24 protein-coding genes and 1 pseudogene are annotated in these 22,933 nt (G+C 43.0%); 13 read left to right on the top strand and 12 right to left on the bottom strand.

The genetic code is table 11. The features are described 5' to 3' along the window. The first annotated feature begins 19 nt into the window (after nucleotides 1–19). The 3 genes from serS to IAE16_RS01140 are packed head-to-tail and all read left to right on the top strand — an operon-like array spanning nucleotide 20 to nucleotide 2,652. A complete protein-coding gene (serS, locus tag IAE16_RS01150) occupies nucleotides 20–1,294 on the top strand; it encodes a serine--tRNA ligase (protein WP_323700873.1) in 1,275 nt (424 codons plus the stop codon). A 35-nt stretch (nucleotides 1,295–1,329) separates the two neighbouring features. Next, nucleotides 1,330–2,235, top strand: coding sequence for an RpnC/YadD family protein (locus IAE16_RS01145; protein WP_323700872.1), 906 nt, complete (start codon nucleotides 1,330–1,332; stop codon nucleotides 2,233–2,235). A gap of 48 nt (nucleotides 2,236–2,283) precedes the next feature. Further along, complete coding sequence (locus tag IAE16_RS01140; protein ID WP_323700871.1) at nucleotides 2,284–2,652, top strand: FliH/SctL family protein; 369 nt, start codon at nucleotides 2,284–2,286, stop codon at nucleotides 2,650–2,652. Nucleotides 2,653–2,995: 343 nt separating this feature from the next. Here IAE16_RS01140 and IAE16_RS01135 read toward each other — a convergent pair whose 3' ends face one another. The 3 genes from IAE16_RS01135 to IAE16_RS01125 are packed head-to-tail and all read right to left on the bottom strand — an operon-like array spanning nucleotide 2,996 to nucleotide 5,533. Then, nucleotides 2,996–3,220: a hypothetical protein gene (locus IAE16_RS01135; RefSeq protein ID WP_323700870.1), complete on the bottom strand. Its 225-nt coding sequence runs from the start codon at nucleotides 3,218–3,220 to the stop codon at nucleotides 2,996–2,998. Beyond that, entirely contained in the window at nucleotides 3,217–4,593 is a 1,377-nt protein-coding gene (gene argH / locus IAE16_RS01130; protein WP_323700869.1) for an argininosuccinate lyase, read from the bottom strand. Before argH ends, IAE16_RS01135 begins: the two co-directional genes overlap by 4 nt. 7 nt (nucleotides 4,594–4,600) lie before the next feature. Next, the gene (locus IAE16_RS01125) at nucleotides 4,601–5,533 is read right to left on the bottom strand and encodes an arsenic resistance protein (protein ID WP_323700867.1); all 933 of its coding nucleotides are present in this window, start codon (nucleotides 5,531–5,533) and stop codon (nucleotides 4,601–4,603) included. Nucleotides 5,534–5,641: 108 nt separating this feature from the next. Between IAE16_RS01125 and IAE16_RS01120 the strand changes: the two genes are divergently transcribed. Both IAE16_RS01120 and IAE16_RS01115 read left to right on the top strand, forming a co-directional pair. Beyond that, nucleotides 5,642–7,822 carry a lipoyl protein ligase domain-containing protein gene (locus tag IAE16_RS01120; protein ID WP_323700866.1) on the top strand — a complete coding sequence of 727 codons (2,181 nt, stop codon included), beginning with the start codon at nucleotides 5,642–5,644 and terminating at the stop codon, nucleotides 7,820–7,822. Nucleotides 7,823–7,901: 79 nt separating this feature from the next. Next, nucleotides 7,902–8,960, top strand: a complete 1,059-nt coding sequence (locus IAE16_RS01115; protein WP_323700865.1) for a DegT/DnrJ/EryC1/StrS family aminotransferase — start codon at nucleotides 7,902–7,904, stop codon at nucleotides 8,958–8,960. On the opposite strand, the gene IAE16_RS01110 is transcribed toward IAE16_RS01115, so the two are convergent. Both IAE16_RS01110 and IAE16_RS01105 read right to left on the bottom strand, forming a co-directional pair. Continuing rightward, nucleotides 8,920–9,651 (bottom strand): OmpA/MotB family protein, encoded by a 732-nt coding sequence (locus tag IAE16_RS01110; RefSeq protein ID WP_323700864.1) that lies wholly within the window; start codon nucleotides 9,649–9,651, stop codon nucleotides 8,920–8,922. The genes IAE16_RS01115 and IAE16_RS01110 overlap by 41 nt on opposite strands. Next, nucleotides 9,651–10,397: a motility protein A gene (locus IAE16_RS01105; RefSeq protein ID WP_323700863.1), complete on the bottom strand. Its 747-nt coding sequence runs from the start codon at nucleotides 10,395–10,397 to the stop codon at nucleotides 9,651–9,653. Before IAE16_RS01105 ends, IAE16_RS01110 begins: the two co-directional genes overlap by 1 nt. Before the next feature lie 42 nt (nucleotides 10,398–10,439). Here IAE16_RS01105 and trpS point away from each other — a divergent pair, with 42 nt between their 5' ends. The 4 genes from trpS to IAE16_RS01085 are packed head-to-tail and all read left to right on the top strand — an operon-like array spanning nucleotide 10,440 to nucleotide 13,228. Continuing rightward, on the top strand, nucleotides 10,440–11,624 hold the full coding sequence (trpS, locus tag IAE16_RS01100) for a tryptophan--tRNA ligase (protein WP_323700862.1): 1,185 nt from the start codon (nucleotides 10,440–10,442) through the stop codon (nucleotides 11,622–11,624). Further along, complete coding sequence (locus IAE16_RS01095) at nucleotides 11,621–12,673, top strand: PHP domain-containing protein (RefSeq protein ID WP_323700861.1); 1,053 nt, start codon at nucleotides 11,621–11,623, stop codon at nucleotides 12,671–12,673. The genes trpS and IAE16_RS01095 overlap by 4 nt, the downstream gene beginning before the upstream one ends. After that, the gene (locus IAE16_RS01090; RefSeq protein WP_323700860.1) at nucleotides 12,651–12,881 is read left to right on the top strand and encodes a hypothetical protein; all 231 of its coding nucleotides are present in this window, start codon (nucleotides 12,651–12,653) and stop codon (nucleotides 12,879–12,881) included. Before IAE16_RS01095 ends, IAE16_RS01090 begins: the two co-directional genes overlap by 23 nt. Then, a complete protein-coding gene (locus tag IAE16_RS01085) occupies nucleotides 12,881–13,228 on the top strand; it encodes a 6-pyruvoyl trahydropterin synthase family protein (RefSeq protein WP_323700859.1) in 348 nt (115 codons plus the stop codon). Before IAE16_RS01090 ends, IAE16_RS01085 begins: the two co-directional genes overlap by 1 nt. Here IAE16_RS01085 and IAE16_RS01080 read toward each other — a convergent pair. From IAE16_RS01080 to IAE16_RS01070, 3 genes are all read right to left on the bottom strand, one after another. Beyond that, entirely contained in the window at nucleotides 13,225–13,680 is a 456-nt protein-coding gene (locus tag IAE16_RS01080; protein WP_323700858.1) for a ligand-binding protein SH3, read from the bottom strand. The two genes, IAE16_RS01085 and IAE16_RS01080, sit on opposite strands and share 4 nt — an antisense overlap. Before the next feature lie 88 nt (nucleotides 13,681–13,768). Continuing rightward, on the bottom strand, nucleotides 13,769–14,929 hold the full coding sequence (locus tag IAE16_RS01075) for an iron-containing alcohol dehydrogenase (RefSeq protein ID WP_323700857.1): 1,161 nt from the start codon (nucleotides 14,927–14,929) through the stop codon (nucleotides 13,769–13,771). Further along, entirely contained in the window at nucleotides 14,926–15,369 is a 444-nt protein-coding gene (locus IAE16_RS01070; RefSeq protein ID WP_323700856.1) for a TraR/DksA family transcriptional regulator, read from the bottom strand. Before IAE16_RS01070 ends, IAE16_RS01075 begins: the two co-directional genes overlap by 4 nt. A 35-nt stretch (nucleotides 15,370–15,404) precedes the next feature. On the opposite strand from IAE16_RS01070, the gene IAE16_RS01065 reads away from it, so the two are divergent. The 3 genes from IAE16_RS01065 to IAE16_RS01055 are packed head-to-tail and all read left to right on the top strand — an operon-like array spanning nucleotide 15,405 to nucleotide 17,951. Next, nucleotides 15,405–16,757 carry a peptidylprolyl isomerase gene (locus tag IAE16_RS01065; protein WP_323700855.1) on the top strand — a complete coding sequence of 451 codons (1,353 nt, stop codon included), beginning with the start codon at nucleotides 15,405–15,407 and terminating at the stop codon, nucleotides 16,755–16,757. Between the two features lies 1 nt (nucleotide 16,758). After that, nucleotides 16,759–17,538 (top strand): citryl-CoA lyase, encoded by a 780-nt coding sequence (locus IAE16_RS01060; protein ID WP_323700854.1) that lies wholly within the window; start codon nucleotides 16,759–16,761, stop codon nucleotides 17,536–17,538. Further along, a complete protein-coding gene (locus IAE16_RS01055) occupies nucleotides 17,535–17,951 on the top strand; it encodes a phosphate-starvation-inducible PsiE family protein (protein ID WP_323700853.1) in 417 nt (138 codons plus the stop codon). The genes IAE16_RS01060 and IAE16_RS01055 overlap by 4 nt, the downstream gene beginning before the upstream one ends. Nucleotides 17,952–17,953: 2 nt before the next feature. Here IAE16_RS01055 and IAE16_RS01050 read toward each other — a convergent pair whose 3' ends face one another. Together IAE16_RS01050 and IAE16_RS01045 are read right to left on the bottom strand one after the other, a co-directional pair. Next, nucleotides 17,954–18,196, bottom strand: coding sequence for a tetratricopeptide repeat protein (locus IAE16_RS01050; protein ID WP_323700852.1), 243 nt, complete (start codon nucleotides 18,194–18,196; stop codon nucleotides 17,954–17,956). Continuing rightward, a complete protein-coding gene (locus IAE16_RS01045) occupies nucleotides 18,193–18,702 on the bottom strand; it encodes a hypothetical protein (protein WP_323700851.1) in 510 nt (169 codons plus the stop codon). Before IAE16_RS01045 ends, IAE16_RS01050 begins: the two co-directional genes overlap by 4 nt. A 35-nt stretch (nucleotides 18,703–18,737) precedes the next feature. On the opposite strand from IAE16_RS01045, the gene IAE16_RS01040 reads away from it, so the two are divergent. Continuing rightward, nucleotides 18,738–20,129: an FAD-binding oxidoreductase gene (locus tag IAE16_RS01040; RefSeq protein ID WP_323700850.1), complete on the top strand. Its 1,392-nt coding sequence runs from the start codon at nucleotides 18,738–18,740 to the stop codon at nucleotides 20,127–20,129. Here the strand turns inward: IAE16_RS01040 and IAE16_RS01035 are convergent. Together IAE16_RS01035 and IAE16_RS01030 are read right to left on the bottom strand one after the other, a co-directional pair. Next, nucleotides 20,101–21,513, bottom strand: coding sequence for a diguanylate cyclase (locus IAE16_RS01035; RefSeq protein ID WP_323700849.1), 1,413 nt, complete (start codon nucleotides 21,511–21,513; stop codon nucleotides 20,101–20,103). The genes IAE16_RS01040 and IAE16_RS01035 overlap by 29 nt on opposite strands. Nucleotides 21,514–21,711: 198 nt before the next feature. Then, nucleotides 21,712–22,546, bottom strand: a pseudogene (locus IAE16_RS01030) (IS256 family transposase). Between the last annotated feature and the right edge of the window lie 387 nt (nucleotides 22,547–22,933).

The following is a 22,933-nucleotide window of genomic DNA, read 5'->3' as shown; positions in this document are numbered from 1 at the left end:
GCTATTAAAATATCTCTCTATGCTTGATATAGAACTCCTGCGTAAAGACCCAGAGTGGGTAAGGGAAAGGCTTTCCACAAGAGATAAGGCTTATGCGGAGCTTGTAGACAGAGCCCTTGAGCTTGACAGAGAAAGAAGGGCTATTCTAAAAGAGATTGAAAGGCTAAGAGCGGAAAGAAACGCAAAGAGCAAGGAAATAGGCAAGCTAAAAAAAGAGGGAAAGGACACTGCAGAGCTTGAAGCAGAGGTGAAGAACCTAAGGGAAAGTATAGAGAAATATGAGGTGGAGTTATTTGAGCTGGAGACAAAGCTAAGAGAGGTGATGCTTTCCATTCCAAATCTTCCACACGAAAGCGTGCCTGTAGGTGAGGATGAAAGTCAGAACGTGGAAGTCCGTAGGTGGGGGAAGCCAAGGAAGTTTAACTTTCAACCAAAACCTCATTGGGAAATTGGAGAAAGGCTTGGCATCATTGATTTTGAAAGGGCAAGCAAGCTCTCTGGAAGCAGGTTTTCCGTGCTTCTTGGCTGGGGTGCAAAGTTGGAGAGGGCTCTTATAAACTTTATGTTAGACCTGCACTCAAAAAAGAACTACAAGGAGATTTTGCCACCACACCTTATAAGACCAGAAATTTTGGTAGGCACTGGTCAGCTTCCCAAGTTTGAAGAGGAGCTATACAGATGCGAAAGGGATGACCTATACCTAATACCCACCGCAGAAGTGCCACTTACAAACCTCTTTAGAGATGAAATACTTTCAGAAGACCAGCTTCCCATATACATGGTCTCTTACACTCCCTGCTACAGAAGAGAGGCAGGCTCATACGGAAAGGACATAAGGGGTCTAATACGACAGCATCAGTTTGACAAGGTGGAGCTTGTAAAGATAGTAAAGCCAGAGCACTCTTATGAAGAGCTTGAAAGACTTACTGCAGACGCAGAGGATGTTTTGCAAGCTCTTGGACTTCCTTACAGGGTAGTGCTTTTGTGCACTGGTGATATGGGTTTTGCCTCTGCCAAGACCTACGACATTGAAGTGTGGTTTCCCTCTCAGGGAAGATACAGAGAAATATCCTCTTGCTCCAACTGTGAGGACTTTCAGGCAAGGAGGATGAATACAAGATACAGAGACTCACAGGGCAAGCTACACTTCGTCCACACACTAAACGGCTCTGGACTTGCGGTAGGTAGGACGCTTTCCGCCATTCTTGAAAACTACCAACAAGAAGATGGCTCTGTAATAGTGCCTCCCGCCTTGAGAGATTATTTAGGTGTGGATGTAATAAAGCCAGAGTAGTTTAGCAAAGGCTTAAAACATGCTATAATCCTTAAGTGCCTTCAAAAGACATAGCTCTAAAAGACATCTTTGAAGAAATCCCACACAGGCTAAGCAAAATACTTGCACCAGCACCCATAAAGGAACTGCTACCCACAAACTTCCCTTCTACAGAGTTAAGAGTGGACTTCTTGGCAAGGCTTGAGGATGAAAGCGTATTGCATATAGAATTCCAATCCTTCAACGACCCTAACATGCCCTTCAGAATGCTACGCTATTACCTTGCCATATTGGAGAGATATCCTAACACTCCAATAAAACAGCTCCTTGTGTATGTGGGAAACAGAAAGCTCAGAATGAAGTCAAGGCTAAGGCTTAGAAATCTTACCTTTAGCTATGAAATACTTGACATAAGGCAGATAGACTGCAAGGTGCTTTTGGAAAGTCCAGACCCTATGGATAGGCTACTGGCATGTTTGTGTAAGGTAGAGGACGAGGCATATCTGATAGAGAAACTCATAAAGACAATGGAAGGTATGAACGAGGAAGAGAGAAAAGACTATCTTTTGAAAGCCTTGACGTTGACAGAACTAAGACCTAACTTAAGGATAAGGCTAACAGAGGAGGTTAGGCACATGCCTATAGTGGTTAGACCTGAGGATATAAGGTTGCCAAAGAAGATGTTGAGAAAGGATATTCTGTATAGGCTTGGGCTTGAGGAGGGTAAACAGATTGGACTTGAAGAGGGTAAACACATCGGACTTGAGGAAGGTCTTATAAAGTCCGCACAAGAGATGCTTATAGCCATAATTGAAGGTAAACTCGGCTATGTGCCTGAAGAAATAGCAAATAGGATAAGGGAAATAAAAGACGTGGAGTTTTTGAGGTCTTTAGCCAAGAAGTTGGCTTCTACTTCTGAGGACGTTATGCAGGTTTTGTCTACTGAACTGAGAATTTCATAGACTAATTCAAAACTCATAGTGGCAAGGCTCACGGAGGAGGTCAAACACATGCCTATAGTAGTTAGACCTGAGGATATAAGATTGCCGAAGAGGAAGTTGAAGAAGGATCTTTTATACAGGCTTGGGCTTGAGGAAGGTAAACAGATTGGTATTGAGGAAGGCAAACAGATCGGCTTTCAGGAGGGTGAGATTATTGGTATTGAAAAGGGTAAGCGGGTTGGTCTTGAGGAGGGACTTTTGAAATCCACACAGGAGATAGTTATAACTCTCGTAGAGGGCAAACTTGGCTATGTGCCGGAGGGTTTGGCAGAAAAGGTAAGAGAAATAAAAGATAGAGAGTTTCTACATGCTTTGATTAAAAAGCTAATAAGCTCTGATAGAATATTGGAAGTCTTAAAACAAGAACTGAATGCATAACTTAAGGATAAGGCTAACAGAGGAGATCAGACACATGCCTATAATGGTTAGACCTGAGGACATAAAATTGCCAAAGAGAAAGAGGTTGAGATTATTGGCATTGAAAAGGGTAAACAGATTGATCTTGAGGAAGGTAAGTAAATCGGTATTGAGGAAGGTCTTTTAAAGTCCATACAAGAGATAGCTTTATATCCCATAGAAGTTAGGCTTGCTATGTACCAAAGAGAGTGGCTTATAGGGTAAAGCGGATAAAGGACAGGCAGTTTCTATATGCTTTGTTTAAAACATCTTATCTGCTCAAGACTTGCTCCACACCTAAAAGGAATAGCTTCAATCTATAACTCTACTTAAAGAATTTAGATATAACTCCAGTGATATATCCCACAAGAAGACCTATAAAGAAACTCAAAACCACCAAAAGCCCCAGAGGCATTGGAGGGACTATGTAGTATACATCTCTAAAGGTTGGCGTAAGCACAAGCACAACCCTTTCCTGATTGAGGAATACTATAGTTCCAGATATCCCTGCAGTTATTATAAGCAAAAGAAAAACCAAAAGCATCTTCATGGCATACCTTCCTCCCTTTTGGCTACTTGTAGTCTTTTTATGATTTCCTCTTTGGCGGTCCCGCCGTAGGTTTTTCTCCTGTCTGCTACCCTATCTGGTCTAAAAAGCTCCAAGGCATCCTCTTGGTAAAGCTCAGAAAAACTCCTTAGCTCTTCAAGTGTAAGCTCCTCTGGTTTTTTGCCCTTTTCAAGAAGGTAGGCGGTTATTGAGCCTGCGGCCTTATGTGCCTGCCTAAAGGGGATTCCTTTCAAGACCAAGTAGTTGGCAAGGTCTGTCATGAGGGTAAAGCCTCCACTTGCTTTTCCCATCCTGTCTGCCCTTATACTCATGCCTTCTAATACAAGTGTTATACCTTCAATACAGTCCTTTATAGTCCTTAAGCTATCAAAGAGGGGTTCTTTGTCCTCTTGTAGGTCTCTGTTGTATGCCATAGGAAGACCCTTTAGGACCACCAAAAGGTTCATAAGATTTCCATAAAGCCTTCCAGTTTTGCCTCTTATTAGCTCAAGCACATCTGGGTTTTTCTTCTGAGGCATTATGGAGCTTCCAGTGCATAGCCTGTCGGGCAGGTCTACAAAGCCAAACTCCTCCGTAGACCAGATTATTAGGTCCTCTGAAAGCCTTGAAAGCCTCATGCCACAGACTGCACAAGCATACAGCACATCAAGGATAAAGTCCCTCTCTGCAGTTGCCTGCAGGGAATTTCTGCAAAGCCTACCAAAGCCTAAGAGCTCTGCGGTATAAAACCTATCCAATGGAAAGTCCACACCTGCGGACGCTCCAGAGCCAAGGGGCAAACAGTCCGCACTTCTATAGGCGTTCATAAACCTTTGCTCGTCGCTTAGAAACATCTCTCTGTAGGCAAGAAAGTAGTGAGCAAGCCTTATGGGTTGAGCCCTCTGAAGGTGAGTGTAGGAAGGCAGTAGGATATCCACAGACCTTTCCGCTAATTTCACGAGCTCTCTTCTGAGAGCCCTTAGGCTTTGGATGACCTCTATTAGCTTGTCCTTTATGTATAGCCTTTCGTCGGTAGCCACTTGGTCGTTTCTACTTCTTGCGGTGTGTAGCTTTCCTCCCACTTCTCCAAGCCTTCTTATGAGCTCCGCCTCTATGTTCATATGCACATCTTCCAGCTCCTGCTTGAAGTCAAAACTTCCTTCCTTTATGTCCTTTTCTATGTCTTCAAGACCAAGAAGGAGTTTTTGGGCTTCTTCTTCTGTAAGCACTCCAGCCTTTTGTAGGGTTTTTACGTGGGCTTTGCTTTGTTTTATATCCCACAGGGCAAGCTCCTTGTCAAAACTTACCGACTGGGTAAACCTCTCCACAAACTCCTCTGTTTTTTCTTTAAACCTGCCTTCCCAAGGCTTTTGCATGGGAAAATTATAAGCTCAATTTCTTTAAGAGTAAAAGCCCTCTTACTGCTAAAAAGAGCACGGGCAGTTCTACCAAGGGTCCTATCACCAAGGCAAGGGCTATAAGGGGTTCGTTCTCAAAGGCGGTAAGGGCTATAGCCAAAGCTATGGGTGAGTTCCTTGCCATTAGGGTAAGGGTCAAGCTGGCAGTGTTTTGGTAGCTCCTGAGTAAAAGGCGTCCAAGAAAAATACCTAATAAAAAGGCAAAGAGAAAGAAGATAAGAAGAGGTGGAAGCATTTTCAAAAGCAAAAAGGGGTTGTGGGTTATAGCCTGACCTTGAGAGGCAAACATGGATACGATGGCAATAAAGAGAAAAAGGCTTTGAAAATTCACTAAGAAGGAAAGCCTCTCCGAAAACCTTAACCTTCTGAGAGCTTGGGCAGTAAGAAGGGGCAACACTATCACAAAGGCTATGCTTTCCAAAATGGACCAGAAGTTAACGAAACCTTCCTTAGAAAAGAACAGCTCCAGATAAAGAGGTAAAAGGGCTACCTGCATAAAAAAGTTTACGGGTAGTATAGAGGTGCTAAGGGGTAGGTTTCCACCTGCCATGGCGGTGAAGATAAGATACCAGTCAGTGCAAGGAGTGACTAAGAGCATCACAAAGCCTATCCAGAGGGCTGTATTTTCCCTTAGGAATATATACCCAAGAAGATATGCAACCGCAGGGGTAATGAGAAAGTTAACCATCAGGCTTATAAGGAAAAACCTACGGTTTCTGTAAGCATCTAACACTTCCCTAAGGGGCATGCCAAGAAATAGACCAAAGAGCATGAGAACCAAGGAGGGCGTTATAAGGTAGCCAGAGACTTCCCTTATAGCCTCAAACCTACTCAAATACAAACCCAAAAGGACAGCAAAGATGACCCAAAGGCTTTGAAACTTGACAAGAAAACTCATAACCTGTTAAAAGCCTACCACAACCTTTCTTGAGATAATCTGACGCATATCACAAAAACAATCCACACAAAAGCCTAAAATTTACTTGAACTTAAAAAGGAGGCAGGTATGTGGCGAGTTTTGTATACAGGTCAAAGACCTCACTATGAGAACATAGCACTTGATAGGATAATGCTGGACTTAATGTCCGAAGGTAAAATTCCACCCACTATAAGGTTTTTGCAGTTTAAACCTGAGTGCGTGCTTGTGGGCTTTCATCAAGCTGTGGAGCAAGAGGTAAGGTTTGAATATACACAAAGAGAGGGCATAGAGGTAGGAAGAAGGATAACAGGCGGTGGTGCCATATACTTTGACGAAACGCAGATAGGTTGGGAGGTTATAGCCACCACCGACCAGCTTGGAAACCTTAGCTACGAAGAGCTTACAAGGAAAATATGCACCGGTGTGGCAAAGGGACTTCAAAAACTTGGAATAAGGGCGGAGTTTAGACCAAGAAATGACATAGAGGTGGAGGGCAGAAAGATATCTGGCACAGGTGGAGTTTTTGAAGGCAGAGCTTTCCTATATCAAGGAACGGTGCTTATGGACTTTAACGTGGAAAGGATGCTAAAGTCCCTGCAGATTCCTGTAGAAAAGCTCACTTCAAAGGGTATAAAATCCGCAGAGGACAGGGTTGAGTGGGTAAAGAGGGCTTTGGGGTATTTGCCTCCCAAGGAAGAGGTTTTTTCCGCACTTCTTGAGGGTCTAAGGGAAGAACTCAACATTGAATTTGAGTGGGGAGACCTTACACAGGAGGAGATAAGGCTACTTGAAGAAAAAAGGGACTATTTTAGAAGTGATGATTGGGTCTATCATGTAAAGAAAGCACCTGAAGATAGTGAAATGCTCTATGGCATATACAGATGCCCTGGTGGAACCTTTAGGGTTTCTGCCAAGGTGGACCTGCAGAGCAAGGTCCTCCAACAGGTAATAATAAACGGAGACTTTTTCGTGAGACCTCAAAGGCTCATATACGACCTTGAGGCTTATCTAAAGCACACACCCATAGTGGATGTGGAAAAGAGAATAAGGGAGTTTTTCTCTCAAAGGGACTGGGAAGGGCTAAACCTTACAGTGGATGACCTTGTAGAGGCTGTGCTTTTCCCTCTGCGGAAAATAGAGGGAATAGACTTGGGTATAGAAAAAAAAAGACTGAATAACATAATAGCGTCCATAGGTGGTGGGCTTATAGAAAACATAGAAAAGGCTAAGGTTATGCTTCTGCCTTATTGCGCCAAGCCTCGCTGGTGCGACTACAGACATCTTGATGACTGTGGGGAGTGTGGAGGTTGCACGGTGGGAGATGCCTACAGGCTCGCCTACCAAAAGGGCATGATACCTATTACTATAACCTCCTTTGAGCTTTTGAGGGATACGCTCCTTTGGTGTGCTCAGAATGGATACACCTATATAGGACACTGCTGTTATGAGTTTTACGAAAAGCGGTATGAGATATTCAGAAAGGCTTCTCAAGAAGGTGCCAAGGGTGTGCTTTTTGATATAGTAGGGACCACTTGCTACAGTCTTGGAGTGGAAGAGGAAGAAAAGGCATATCATGGAGAGTTTACAGTGGAGCTTGACCTCATAAAAGAAGACCTCTATAGCAGTCTCTCCATAAAGGAAGATGTGAAAGAGGATTTTGGCAAAAGAGAGCTTAGCTTTGACTTTTCACCTTACCTTGCGGACTTTAAACCCTCCTATTACAAAAAGCCTAAGGCAGTGCCGACGCCTGAGGAGGACAGGACAAGAACCTCTATGCAAAGGGAGGTTTTCCTCGGAGAGGCAACCATAGGAGAAGAAGTCCTTAGCTACCAGCAAGCCTTTGAAACCCTTGCAAAGTGGATAAGGGAATCGGAAAAACCCACGCTGGTGGTGGGACCCTTGCTCTTTTGGGATTTTGGAGATAAGGAGCTACAAAATAAGGCAAGGCTTGTAAGGGAACTGATAGAAAAGGTAGGGAAGTTTAACATAAAGGCTTTGCCTGACTACAGACCAAAGCTCAAAAATTATGACCCTGCGGTGGAGATGGACCCACCAAACCCACACCATGCGGTCCTGCACGGGAAACATGACCTAACGGTGCTTGTGGGAGTCCATTGCTATAGAACGGACTTTGTAATAAGGCTTTTGAAAAAGCACACAGACACAAAGGTGGTCTCCCTTTGCGGTCTATATGGGCATCCTACAGCGGACTTGTCCACCAGCTTCACTGACGCAGAGAGATTGGAAACTTTGCTTAAGGTCTTGTGAAAATTTGCATTGGCTATAGACCTGCTATACTTTACCTTTCGCAACTTTGCAATGGTATTAGGCGTATATTGGTTTGATTATGATTAAAATTATTGAGCAGAGGTTTACACAAGAGGAAAAGGAGCTTGTGCTTGAGATCTTGGAAAGTGGGCAGATAACGAGGGGTAAGTGGACTTCTCTTTTTCAAGAGGAGTTTGCCCAATACCTTGGCGTAAAGCATATGTTTACTGTTTGCTCTGGGACTGTAGCTCTCTTTATAGCTTTGAAGGCTCTTGGTGTTGAGGGAGAAAGGGTAATAGTCCCTGCTATGAGTTTTATGGCAACCATTGATGCGGTCTATCTTGCGGGTGGTGTGCCAGTGGTAGTGGATGTGGACAGCTACTATACCATGGACCCTGAGCAACTTGAGGATGCGGTAAAAAAATACAGACCAAAGGTGGTTATACCCGTGCATCTATACGGACAGACTGCGGATATGGACGCCATTATGTGGCTCTCTGAAAGGTATGGCTTTTATGTGCTTGAAGATTCTGCTCAAGCTCACGGAGCTCTTTGGAAGGGCAAAAGGGCTGGCTCTCTCGGGCATATCTCCGCCTTTAGCTTTTATGCCTCCAAGAACCTACCTATGGGAGAAGGTGGTGCAATAGCCACAAACAGCGACAAACTCGCTAAAGAGATTAAAAAGTGGATAGACTTTGGAGACCACCCTGCCTTTAATGTTAGGATAACCGAGTTTCAAGCAGGCATAGGATACCTTATGCTAAAAAGGCTTGAAGAGCACAACAAAAAAAGAAGGGAGAACGCCTCTAAGTATATGCAATCCTTAAACGGTGGCTTTGTCCATCCTGTGGCAAGAGAAGGAGCATACCACGTATACCATCTTTATACCCTAAGGCATCCCAACAGAGACGCCATAGTGGAAAAACTAAGAGAAAAGGGTGTGGACGCAAGGGTCTATTATAGCTATCTTTTGCACCAGCTAAGAGGTGCGGAGCACTTACCCACACCAAACGCAGAAAAATTCAGAAAAGAAGTCTTTTCCATACCAGTCCATCCTTACCTTACCGAGGAAGAGATAAACTTTATCACAGAAAGCCTTATGGTTGAGGTTGGGTTAGCTCCGAACCCCTTATGTTGAGAATAACTATTTCTACTCTTCTGTTTTGGGCTCTGCCTTCTGGAGTGGTGTTGGGAGCTATAGGTCTGGTGTCCGCATAACCTGACGCCTTTAACCTTTCTGGGTTTATACCTTTAGCTATGAAGTATCTTACAATGGCGCTCGCCCTTGCGGTAGACAGCTCCCAGTTAGAAGGAAACCTTTCAGTGGATATGGGTATGCTGTCTGTATGCCCCTCTACCTCCACGGGGTTTGGTAGGTCTTTGATTATCTCGTAAAGTTTGTCAAGCACAGGTCTCATCTCTGACTTTATATCTGCCCTTCCAGATTCAAAGAGTAGCTTTTCCTGAAGTATTAGCCTTATGCCTATTGCTTCGTAGGCTATTTTAAACTCTCCCTCAAGCCCCATACCTTTTAGCATCTCTTGGAGCTCCTGAAGCTGTCTTTGAAGTCTTCTACCCCTTTCTGTTGGCTCCGCCCTTTTAAGCACTGGTTCTGGAAGTATTTGCTTTGGCAGAGTTTCCTGAAAGGGAACAAGCCTCATACCAAAAGCCTTCGCAAAAGCCTGAGCGTATTCAAGAGCAGCTTGCTTGCCAGCTTGAGCCATAGCAAAGAGGGCTATAAAAAGACAAAGAAGTAGCGTTAGAAAGTCCGCATAGGGTATAGCCCATTTCTCTGATACTTCCTCTGGACACTTCTTTTTCCTTGCCATTATTTGACCTCAACGTAGGAGTTAAGCCTTTCTTCTATTAGCCTTGGGTTTTCGCCTCTCACCATCATCCTGCAGGCATCCAATATCATATACATTCTCAATATTTCCTCCTTTGACTTTATCTTGATCTTTTTGGAGATAGGACCAAAGATTAAGTAAGAAAAGGTTATACCGTAAACTGTTGCAACAAATGCGGATGATATTCCATAAGCAAGTTCCTGAGCGTTGTCAAGGCTCTTTAGAGCCTTCATGAGCCCAAAAACCGCACCCACAAGCCCAAAGGTAGGTGCACTCTCTGCGGAGTTTTTCCAGTATTCCACCGCTATTTCAAAGTCTTCCTCCTTTTTTGCTATTTCCGCCTCAAGACTTTCCACAAGCACGTTTTCGTCCACACCAAGAACCATAAGGTCTATAGCCCTTCTAAGAAAGGGATCCTCTATCTCCTCCGCACGGGTTTCAAGGGCAAGCATACCTTCCTTCCTTACAATATTTGCCAGTTCGACAAGCTGAGTCTTTGTCTCAAGAACCTCGTTGCCCCCGCCCTTAAAAGCCAGTTTAAGTCCTTCTATAATTAGAGAAAACTTTGCCAAAGGCACGGTTACTAAACTTGCAAACAGGGTGGTTGGTACCACTATAACGAAGGCAGCAGGCTGAATAAGAAAAAGAATGCTCGCTCCTTTAAGAACCGCACCTATAAGAAGAGCTACAAGCCCTCCCACAACACCTATAACCGTAAGAAGGTCCATGATAATTATTATAATCGTTAGCTGTGTTTTAATATTTAGACTATGAGAGTTTTAAGCGGTATGAGGCCTACAGGGAAATTGCACCTTGGGCACTACTTTGGCGTGATAAAAAACTGGGTAAAACTCCAAGAGGAACACGAGACCTTTTATATGGTAGCGGACTGGCATGCCCTCACTACAGGCTACAAAAAGGTAGATGAGATACCTCAGAACATAGAGGATATGCTCATAGACTGGCTTACTTTAGGCATTGACCCAAAAAAGAGTGTGGTATTTCAACAATCAAAGGTAAAGGAACATGCGGAGCTTTTCCTCATATTTTCCATGATAACCCCCAAGAGCTGGCTTGAGTGGAACCCCACTTACAAGGACACTAAGTATAACCTCCTTAGGATTGCAGACCTTAGCCTTATGTTTAAAGGCGGTCTTAGAGACCACATAAAGACCTTTGTAGCAAAACTTCCTTACAAGGTTGAAGACTTTGACGCTCTTGAGGAGCTACTTCTTGACACCATATCTGACGCTCTTATAACCGCTCTCTTTGAGGGATATCTGGATAAGGAAATGTTTAAGGAACTCAATGTCTCAAAGAGGGACTTTTACGACACGGACACTTACGGCTTTTTAGGCTACCCCGTGCTTCAGGCAGTGGACATACTCATATACAAGGCTCAGGCAGCCCCTGTAGGAGAAGACCAGCTACCTCACATAGAGCTCTCAAGAGAAATAGCAAGAAGGTTTAACCACTTATACGGAGAAATCTTTCCAGAACCTCAAGCTATGCTCACAGAAACTCCAAGACTTCCAGGCACAGATGGAAGAAAGATGAGCAAATCCTACAACAACGCCATATACTTTGCAGACAGCGAAGAGGAGGTAAAGAAAAAGGTCATGAGCTTTTATACAGATCCTCAAAAGCTAAGAAAGGGAGACCCCGGAAGACCAGAGATATGCCCTGTGTTTTTCTACCATAAGGTTTTCTCTCCATCAGAAAGAACTCAAGAAATAGAAAGGGAATGCAAAAGCGGTAGACTTGGATGCGTGGACTGTAAAAAAATCATGCTTGAGGGTCTTGAGGCTTTTCTTAAACCTATCAGAGAAAAAAGAGAACAAGTTGCCAAAGACAGGGAGCTTCTTATACATATACTTGAGGAAGGCTCAGAAAAGGCAAGACAGATAGCCAAAGAAACTATGGAAGAAGTGAGATTAAAAACAAGAGTGGGATGACCTACATACTTTTGGTAATCCTTCTCCTTGTAGTATATATACTGGTTGCAGAGCTTTATCCTGTAAGGTTTTTTAAGGTTGAAAAGGTAAATAAGACGAGTTTCCCAGACCTACCACCTGTATATCTGTATTCTTTTGAGCTCCATATCCATACACAGTTTTCCTACGACTCTCTTGGAAAACCAGAGGACCTAAAAAAGGCTTCAAGGGAAGAAGATATAGATTTTCTCGTAATTACAGACCACGACAACGACCATATAAAATACTTTGCGGATGGGGGCATAATAGCGGGTAAGGAAGTAAAGATTACAGATGAAAAGGGTAAAGTGCTCGGAGATATTCTTGAAGTGGGAGACCTAAAAGTGGTAGCACATCCCTTCAAGGAAAAATATAAATGGCGTCTACCTCTTCCAGAAGATTATCTTTTTGAGCTAATAGACCTAAAGGATGCTCTGCTTGAGAGAAAAATGCTCCTTTTCTTTCTCCTGCCTTACATAGCTCTAAGGTCTTTAATCTCCATAAACTTGGCTTTGAACTGTATAAAGAGGCTTGTGGACATAAAAGGATACGCTCTTATGTATATGAAGATGGGTATAAAAAATCCAATAGTTGCGGGGCTTGACCATCATGTAAAGGTATACATAAGGGAAGTGGGCATAAGGTTTTTGTTTCCAAACTATACGCACAGTTTTAGGATTCTACGCAACTTTCTCATAAGCAGTAAAAGGATAGAAAGCAAAGAGGACTTCCTTAAGGAGCTCAAGAGAGGTAAAGGTATAATCTCCTTTAGTAAAAAGTCCACCCTTTTCTGGCAGGAGGGTTCGTGGCTCAAAGTCCTTCCACCAACTAACTGCTTACTTTTAGTTTTGGAAAAGGAAAGGGAAAAGTCATACTTAGGCTCATACTTTGAGCTACCAATTCCCTCTGAAAATAGCCTATTTCTCGGCTATACTTATAAATTCAGACTATGGAACTTTTACTTTGGGCTCGTGCCACTTTTTATATTTTCTTTTAGGGAGGATAAACATGCAGGAGCTACCGCTTCCTGAGGAGATAAAGGAGAAGATCCTACAAAAGGTTTCAAACAAAGCCTTGGCTCTAAAAGCCTTTGAATACATAAAGTTAGTCAAAAGGGAAGATGGAAGTCTGTGGGTCAAAGAAGAGTTTGAGGATATCAACAATCACGCCTTGTGGTTTATGGTCTTGGCTTGTGTAAACTATGCACAGAGGCTAATAAGAGGAGAGGAGATAGACTAATGCCTTGGAATGTGATAGTGAGGAAAAAATTTAGCTGGGCACACTTTCTAACAGACTATCATGGTGCTCCAGAGCCTGTGCACGGTCACACATGGCTTGTAGAGGTTCACATAAGGGCGGACAAGGTGGATGCAGGTGGTATGGGCTACGACTTTTTGGAGGTGGAAGGCTTTTTGAAAGAGCTCCTGCCAGACTACAGGCTTCTCAATGACATTGTGGACTTTTCTCCTAGTGCGGAGAACATGTCAAGATGGATATACCAGAAGGTCAAGGAGAAATACCCCACAGTCTCCAAAGTGGTAGTTTGGGAAAAAGAAGACTGTGGGGCAGAGTATTGGGAGGATTAACAGTTAATGCAGTTTGCCTCTTTTGCTTCCCTTGCCTTCTTTGCCATTTCAGGGTCGTAAGCTTTGCCCTGCCAGAGCATCTGATATACCACTTCGTGGGTGCTTTCTGCAAGCTCTGTTAGCTCCTTAAAGAGCTTGTTAAAGCCTTCGCTTCTGTGGGATTCTTCGTGGTCTTCCAAGGACCTCCAAAAGGTAATGATAAGCACTTCTCTGTTTTTGAGTGGGTGCTCTGTGGTCTGACCTGCGGTTGAACCCTCAAGGGAGACACCGCCAGTGTTGAGTGCCACAAAGCCTCCGTAAAAGCCTGTGTCTGAGTGGTAAGTTTTTACGTGCTCGCACAAATATGCCACCTTTTCCGCCACATCGTCAAGGGTAACACCCTCTTTGAGCACCACGTAGTTAATATTAACCACTGCATCCTCTGGAACATCCACTATATAGTTTCCATACATGTTAGCACCTCCTAAGAGTTTTTAAGTAAATTACAATATAACGAAATTCTTAAAGGATTACTATGCGTTAAATCATAAATATTGACACTCAATATCCCTCATATGCCCTTTCATAGAGCCTTTGCACGTCCTCAAGGGTAGGCTCTACGGGGTTTATGGCAAACAAGCCTCTTGAGAGCATATACACATCCTCTGTAAGCCTTTCAAGTTTTTCCTTTTCCACGCCAAGGTCTTTTAGGCTAAGTCTCATGCCAAGCCTTTCTAAGAAATCCTCAAGAACTTTTACTGCCATGTGAGGCTTTGGCTCATAACCCATAAGCTCTGCAAAGAGGGCGTATTTTTGTGGATTTCCTTTGTAATTAAAGTCTGTGATGGCAAGTGCCAAAGCGGAAAGACCTTCTCCATGAGCTACCTGAGGGTAGTGGGCGGACACAGGATGCTCCATGCCATGTATGAGGGCTACCCTTTTTCTGTCTATGGCAATGCCTGCAAGCATGCTCGCATAACTCATATAAGACCTTGCCTGAAGATTTTCTGGCTCTTCTATGGCAATAGGTAGCCACTGCTTTATAAGGCTTATGGCTCTTATGGCAAGCTCTTCTGCAAGGGTGTTGGAGAGCCTGTTGGTAAGAGACTCAAGGGCATGCATAAGGGCGTCTATGCCTGTTATGGCTGTAAGCCTTCTGTCCATACTCACAGTCAGGGATGGGTCTATTAGGGCTACCTTTGGGTAGTTTAAGGAGTGAGATATAACCAGCTTTTCCCTTCTTATGGGGTTTGAAAGAACCGCATACCTGTTTACCTCGCTTCCCGTGCCTGCAGTGGTTGGAATGCATATCACAGGTCTATTCAAGAAGGGTATGAGCCTTGGACCCTCAGGATAGTTCACATAGTCCCAGGCGTAGCCCTCGTTGGAAGAGACTATGGATATGGCTTTTGCACTGTCAAGACTGCTCCCTCCACCAAGACCCACAATGTAGTCTATCTTTTCCCTTACCACAAACTCGCTCGCCTTGTTTACGCTCTTGTCTGTTGGGTTTGGTTCAATCTCGTCAAATACCAGAACTTCTTCCGCACCGTTTCTTCTAAGGGATTCAATCACCCTTTGAAGAGAGCCATTCTCCTTTGAACTTTTCCTTCCAGTGACTATGAGGACTCTGTAGCCAAAGCGTTTACCAACCTCTCCAATCTTGTCTACAGAACCTACACCAAAGATTATCTCAACGGGTAGATAAAACTCAAAGTTCATGCTTCTGTTATATCTTCTCTTTGAATTTCCATTTCCTCCGGTATGGTTGCTTCAAAGGTAAAGGCTGGGTAGGTGGGCACTATGCCCTCTTCTTCTGCCTTCTCTGCACAGTGTGCATGGTATCTTGTCCAAGGTATAGCCAAGAGTCTCTCAAAGGGTATCTCTTCGTTGCAGTATTCACATATGCCGTATGTTCCTGCCTGCATTTTACTAAGGGCGTGGTCTATTTCCTTGATGATGAAAAACTCCCTTGAGGATAGGGTATCAAGGAGCTCCTGCGTGTAGGTCATCTGACCTATGTCTTCCAAGTCCCCAGGCTCCTTTACCTCCTCTCCTATGCGTGCCTGTGTGTCTTCTTTCTTTTTGTAACGTTCAAGAAATTTTGCCTTCTCCTCCAGAAGTTTCTCTCTCAATAGTTCAAGCTGTTCTTTGCTTAGCATATTAGCCCTCCTGAAAAAGGAATTCAAAATAATATATGCTAAAATTTTCTCCCATGTATTCCATTTTGCACAAGCACAAGAACATAACCGTAGCCATCGTAGCTTTGGCTACTGGTGGGTTTTTCCTTTGGCTCTTCTTTGCAGGAGGTGTCAGCGATATAACTTCTCCTTCTAAGAGGTGTGTGGTGGAGGTAGGTTCAGGGTGTATAACCCTTAAGGACTATAGAAGAGAGCTTTTGAGGTTTTCTGACCTTCTGCAAAACCCACAGATGGAAGAGCTAATAAGGGAGCAAGTTATCTCTAACCTTATAGCCCAAGAGCTACTTTATCAAAAGGCAAAGAGTCTATCCTTTATTGCAAGCGATGAAGAGGTGGTTGAAGTTATAAAGTCTGACCCATCCTTTCAAGAGGGTGGGCTCTTTAGCTCTTCCAAATACAGAGAGGTGCTCTCAAGAATAGGTTTGACGCCAGAGGAATACGAGGAATACATAAGAAAACTGCTTAGCATTCAAAAACTCCTTAGTTTTCTAACCAACGGCGTTTACCTTACAGAAAAGGAGTTAGAGATAAACCTTCTTGCGGACAGCACTCTTCTGAGCGGTAGTCTCTACCTTATAACCTCTGCGGATGTATCCCAAAAATACAAACCTACAGAACAGGAGCTATTGGAGTATTACCAGAAGAACAAAGAGCTTTTCAAAAGACCAGAAGGAAAAGTGGTTTGGGTGTGGAGAGAAAAGGATAAGGAGAAGGCACTGTCTATTTATAACAATCTAAAAGCTGGAAAAGAAGCAGAAGGCTATCAAGAATACAAATTGCCAGAGGACTTTCAGAAGACGGGCGGTCTTCTTGAGAAAGAAGCTCAAAGGCTCACCTCTCAGGAAAGGGTAAGCATTACAAAGGAGGGTGAGGATTATTTGGTTCTGTATCTAAAACAGGTTATTCCTGCAGGTTATGAGGACTTTGAAAAGGTAAAGGAAAAGGTAAGAGAAAAACTCATAGAGGAAAAGTCCCAATCTTTGGTAGAGCAAAAGGCACAGGAAGTTGCTGGGCTCTTGAAGGAGGGTAAAAAACCACAGGTGAGATTTCTCAACTTCTCCGATACGCCAGCCCTTCAGCTTAATGCAGTGGTCAACATAGACCAAAAGGATATGGTTCGTATAGTGCTATCTCAAGATAGAGTCTTTGGCCCTTATCCTCTCATACAGGGCTATGGCGTAATACTTGTGGAAAATAGAAGCAAAAGGGAATTAAAGCCAGAAGAAAAGGAAGAAGCTTTTGGAGACATACTTAGTCTTAAATCTCAGGCTATGCTAAACCAGTATGTGGAATATTTGAAAAAGAACACGAAAATACGCATAAACAAAGAACTTCTTGGAGGTGGATAAGATGGAGAAAAAGTGGAGAACCGCCATAACCCAGCATGTGGGTCATGAGACCTATATAAGGGGCTATAGACTTTTGGACCTTGTGGGAAACTTGAGCTTTGCTCAGGCTATATACCTCATTCTCAAAGGTGAGCTTCCCAACGAGAAAGAATCCAAGATGATGGAAGCCATGTTTGTATCTGTAATAGACCATGGCATAGCACCACCTTCTGTTATATCCGCAAGGGCGGTCGCTTCTGGTGGAAACTCGCTCAATGTGGGTGTTGCGGCAGGTGTGCTTGCCTTTGGCTCTGCTCACGGTGGTGCTCTTGAGGATGCCATGAAGTTTATCCAAGAGGGTGTGGCAAGTCAAAGGAGTGTGGAAGATATAGTAAGAGAGTATCTTGAGGCAAAAAGACCCATACCAGGATATGGACACAGATACTACAAAGACTTTGACCCAAGAACAAAGAGGCTTATGGATATAGCCAAAGAGCTTGGCTTTTATGGCAAGCACTGTGAGTTTGCAGAAGCTGTCCAAGAGGAAATTGGCAGGCAAAAGGGTAAAAGGCTGGTTCTCAATGTGGACGGAGGCATTGCTGCAGTTACCTCGGAGATGGGCTTTGATTGGAGGCTCGGAAAGGGCTTTTTCATAATAGGAAGGGTGCCAGGGCTTGTGGCACACGTTTATGAAGAACTCACCACGGAAAAGCCCTTCTCCAAAAGGCTTGATGAGGAAACGGAGACCGAATATACGGGCGTGCCACCAAGGGAGCTTCCCTCAGAGCTCAAGAGGATATGAACCCGCAGGAGAAGATATTAAAGCTCTACAAGTTTTTTACTGGAATAGTCTTCAACATAGCCATAGTAATACTTCTCTTCTCGCTCTTTGTGGGCTTGGGAAGGACCATTATGGAGCTTGGTTTTGTGTTCACCGAAGAAACGGTGAGGCTTAGCATAAAGGAGTTGGTCACCAACGTGCTGTCTATAGTTATACTCCTTGAACTGGTGAGGGCTTTTGTGGACTACTTTGAGCACGAAAGGGTTAGAATTGAAATACTAATAGAAATAGCCATAGCCTTTATGATAAGAGAGTTTATGATATATATCTTCGCCGGGAATATTAAGGGGACTGATGTGATCTTTTGGACTTTAGGTATAGCCCTTCTTGTGGGTGCAAGGACCATAACGGTGATATATAAACCCACCAAGTGAACCTACACTTCGTATATGATGTCAAGAAGCTCGCCAGCTTTTTGGGGGTCTATTTCCTTTAGCTTTTTGTATACCTCCCTTGCCTGTGAAACCTTTCCAGCTCTTGTGTAGGCAACTCCCAGCTTAAAAAGAAGCTCTGGGTCTTGTGGCTTTTCTTCTATCTCCCTTTTTAGGTCCTCTATGAACTTTTCCAATAGACCCTCTCCCATCTTGCTAAAAATACCCTTGTAGCCCTTTTCCATCATAGCCTTGCTCCATGAAACCTGTAGTTAAGACCGCGTATCTTCTCCAAGTTTTCTAAAATTATATCCTCCACAAAGGGATTGTATGATATAACCACAACACTTAACCCAAAGCCACCTTCCTCAAGCAGTCTTCTTGAAGTGTAAAGGAACTCCCTAAGCACTTCGTCATTTTCTATCTCGAAGGGTGCTCCAAGAAAGTGGTGGCTAATGCCTAAAAAACTACCAGGTTTTACCCTGACGGTGAGCCTTATGGGATTGAGGCTTTCTATTAGCCTTTCTCTTTCCAGAGAATACTCAAGCCCAAACATGAGCATGGCATCGGTAATAAGATGTTTAGAGGACAAGGAGACAAACTGCCTAAAGCCACTTTCTCTGAAGTCAAGTTTTAGGTTGTCTTTTACTGTCTCTACCCAATGTGGGTGAGGGTTCTCCAAAAGCCAGAATATTTTCCAAGGATAAAAGCTATGTCCCTCCTGACTTCCCCAAAGCATACTGACAAGGGGCATTGTTATAAATATAGGCTGGGTTTATATTTTATGGCATGTTTGGAGTGCTTAGAAAAAAACCTATAGATAAGATTGTGGAAGTTCTTGGAAAGGAAAAGGTAAACACCTCTCTTGTGGAGAGAAAACTCTATTCTTACGATGCAACTCCTATACCTATTGAGAGGGCTCTCCCTTCTGCTGTGGTTTTTCCAGAAAGTCATGAAGATGTGGTAAAGCTGGTAAAGGTTTGCTACGAAGAGGATATACCTATATTTCCAAGGGGTGCTGGCTCTGGTCTAACTGGTGGTGCTGTGCCTACCTCAGAAAGGGGTGTGGTGGTTTCCTTTGAGAGGATGAATAGCTTTGAGGTAAACGTAGACAATGCCACTGCAGAGGTCCAACCCGGGGTAATAACCTCCCAGTTTCAGGAGTATGTGGAGAAACTTGGGCTCTTTTATCCACCAGACCCCTCCTCCTTTAAGTATTCCACCCTTGGAGGCAACATTGCAGAGAACGCAGGCGGTCCAAGATGTCTAAAGTATGGGGTCACTCGTGAGTATGTGCTTGGACTTACCGCAGTCATAAAGGAGGGACAGACCATAAGGACAGGCAACCCTGTTATAAAGGATGTGGCAGGCTACGATATTACAAAGCTCCTTGTAGGCTCAGAAGGGACCTTAGGTCTTATTACCTCCGCAACCCTCAAGCTCATACCAAAGCCAAAGGCAAGGGCAACCGCGCTGGCTCTCTTTAACAGGCTTGAGGATGTGGGCAAGGCGGTCACCAAAATTTTCACCTCAGGCATATTTCCCTCTGCCCTTGAGTTTATGGATGAGGACGCCATAAGGGCTGTGGAGGACTACAAGCCAGTGGGTCTGCCAAGGGTATCCGCCTTGCTCCTTATAGAAGTAGATGGCTCACCCTCAAGCGTCCAAGAAGACATAAGAGATATAAAAAACCTTCTTGAGCCTATGGGAATTGAAGTGAAAACCGCACAAAGCAAAGAAGAGGAAGAAAAACTATGGAGTGCCAGAAAGAGCCTTGGTCCAGCCTTGGGAAATCTCAAAACAGGTAAGATAAACGAAGACATAGTAATACCAAGGATATACCTCTCAGAAGCCATACCAGAGTTCAGAAAAGTAGCAAAGAAGTATGACCTTATGATGGTTATATTCGGTCATATAGGCGATGGGAACTTGCATGTGAACCTTCTCTATGATAAGGCAAACAGGGAAGAGGAAGAAAGAGCAGAAAGGGCTGTGGATGAGGTGTTTGAAATAGCTCTCAAATACAATGGCTCTATAACTGGAGAGCATGGTGTGGGTCTTACAAAGAAAAAGTTTCTCCAGTGGCAGTTTGGACCAGCGGGGTATGAGCTTCTCAAGGGTATAAAGAGGCTTTTTGACCCTAAGAACCTATTTAATCCCGGTAAGGTGATTGAGGCTTAAAAACTTCAACACTGCCCTTTTTGTGCTTTTTTATGTTTAAAAGAACTGTGTCCGCACAGGAAAAAACTTCAAGATGGTCTTTGCCATGGTCTGGATATAGAGCTATTCCTATGGAAACCTTTGGGCTTACATGTCCTTTACTGGTCTTAATCCTTGTGTTTTCTATCATGGTTTTTAGAGTGTTCGCAAATTTTAGAGCTTCCTCTTCTTTAACTTCTAAAAGTACTATAACAAACTCATCACCACCGTAGCGAGCTGCAAAATCGGAGCTCCTTATTCTCCTTCTTATAATTTTAGCTAACTCTTTTAAAACCATATCTCCTATAGTGTGTCCGTGCAAATCGTTTATGGGCTTGAAGTTATCAAGGTCAAGGATTAGAAGAGCAAGACTACGGTTGTATCTTTTTGCCTTTTCCACCTCTATTCTAAAAATTTCCCAGAAAAATCTGCTGTTATAAAGCCCCGTGAGAGTATCTCTAATACTCAAGTCAAGAATAGTCCTGTAATGTCTGCTGAACTGAAAAACGAGCCATAAGAAAAATAAAAAGGGGGGAAAACCCATCAGAGTTATTTTTACAAGATTAAGGACAGCTTCTTCCCTGTATTCATCCAAATAATTCTGAAAAATATGATCATAATATCTGTAAAAATCTTTTATCCTTCCAACTCTTCCTGTTATAATATCGTAGACCTTCATAGGTTCGTAGTTTTTAAGGGGCAAGCCAGAACTAATAATATGTCTTATCTTTTCATGTTCGTCACTTAATTGGTAAATTTCCCGCTTTGCTTTACGACTTGTCTCTGTGTCCAAAAACTTCAAAAGTCCTTTAGTATAAACTTCTTGAAATTTAATTACTTCAATATATTCTTCATATATTTCCTTAGGACATGCCCTTGCACGATTCTCTAAGGATTCTGATGCGCAAAACACTGAAAGTGCTCTTTCCCTACCTGCATACTCTATGATATATAGGAGAGTAACTTTTACAAGCATGTGTCTGTACAGTTCCACATTTTGAGGGTAATACCAATAGTATACGCGTATATCTTCAAGGATTTTAGCTATTATATTAGTATAGAATAAGTATATTTCCAGCCTGTTTACTTTTTTGTTATCAACTTTTTCTCTAAAATGTAACAGGCTTTCAACTGCTTCTTGCCCTATTAGGTTTTTCAAAAGATTAAGATTAACTTTTTCTCTTTGTTCTTGTAGTTTGCTATTTTCACTTGGGGTAATAAGAGAAAGCCCTCTCTCTATTTGTAATTCTCCTACAGAATCAAGCACTTGATTTAAATGTTCCACATTGTCTTTAATTCTTGCATATTCAATTAGAGGCTTCACTGCAGTGTAGTAATAAAGGGCGTTAACTACCAGAAAAAGCATAAGGAGAGGAGAAAAAGAATAATTAAAAGCCTTACCCGTGCCCTTTTGCTTTCCAACTCCTTTATGTTTTCAACCATGCTGTATATGATAATCAAGTTATGTCCCTAATTCACTTGGAGCTCTTATTGACCCATAAAGTAGCAATATTGAGGCCATTTCAAAATTTGTATAAATTCTACCACACCTCATAGCCTACCCTCAAAAAGAATTATCAGCTGAGCATATATCCTCTCCCAATCCCTCAAAGGCTTTACCCTCCTCTAAGTCCATAGCTACTCCATAACACACCTTCAACAACGCCTCATCCGTTGGAAATATCCTCTTGCCATATATTACCTTCCTTATCTTGCTGTTTATACTCTCCACAAAGTTCGTAGTCGCCAACATCCTCCTTATTTCATAGGGATATCTGTAAAAGGTCAATATCTCCTCAAGCTCTCTTTCCCAGTCCCTCACTACCTGTGGATACTCTACTTGGTATTCCCTCCTAAACCTCTCAAAGTTCTCCTTAGCTTGCATCTGCGTGGTAGACATGTATATTGCCCTCAATGCACTGGCTACTCTCTTCCTGTCTTTGTATTTGACCTTCTTTAGACTGTTCCTTACCTTGTGAACCAGACACTTCTGATGGTCACTTATGGGATATACGCTCCTTACTGCTTCTTGTATACCTTTTAGCTCGTCGCTTACCACTACAAGTATGTCCTCTACTCCTCTTGCCTTGAGGTCATTGAAAACATTTACCCAAAAGCTGGCACTTTCCTGTCTTGAAAGCCAAAAGCCAAGTATCTCTTTGTAGCCATCTGTGTCTATTCCAGTCTTTGACCTCTGGCATTATTCTGTCAGTTAACCTTGATATGGTGCTTGCAGAAAGTCTTGTGCGGTATATGTCTTCAAGGATGTTTTGTATATCTCTTGTGGATAAGCCTTTAGAGTATAGTAGGAAGAGTTTTTCTTGGAGTTCTTTAAGCAGGACTTTTTCACCTTTTGGGACAAGCGTGGGTTCAAACTCGGATAGTCTGTCTCTTGGTATAGAGACTTTGATTTGACCTGAGGGTGTATTTATGGTTTTTTGTATGAGCCATTTGTGGAGTTAGTGTTATAGTAGCGTTTGTGTTTTTGTAGCTGAGGAATTGATACAATTCTGCCTGTAGCGTTTTGACTATAGTTTGAGCCATCAGGTCTTTGAGTGGCTCGTTGAAATCCTTGCGGTATTGTTTTACTCTTTCTTTGCTTGGCTGTTTAATGTTAAGAGCTCCTTACTTTATTTTTACACAGTGAATGAAACGCTCCCTAGTGTGAAGTTTGAGAACATAAGGTATGAGGTGGTGTTTAAGCTATGGATATTAAACCTCTATTTTGGTATGATGAGTTAACTTGTATGCTTGTGGTAAGTCGAAGATGTGTTCCTGAAAAAGGG

It is taken from the genome of Hydrogenobacter sp. T-2 (assembly GCF_033971325.1).
GTDB classification, from domain to species: Bacteria; Aquificota; Aquificia; order Aquificales; family Aquificaceae; genus Pampinifervens; species Pampinifervens diazotrophicum.
The sequence above is the reverse complement of the archived record's forward strand: the minus strand, read 5'-3'. Positions and strand labels throughout refer to the sequence as shown.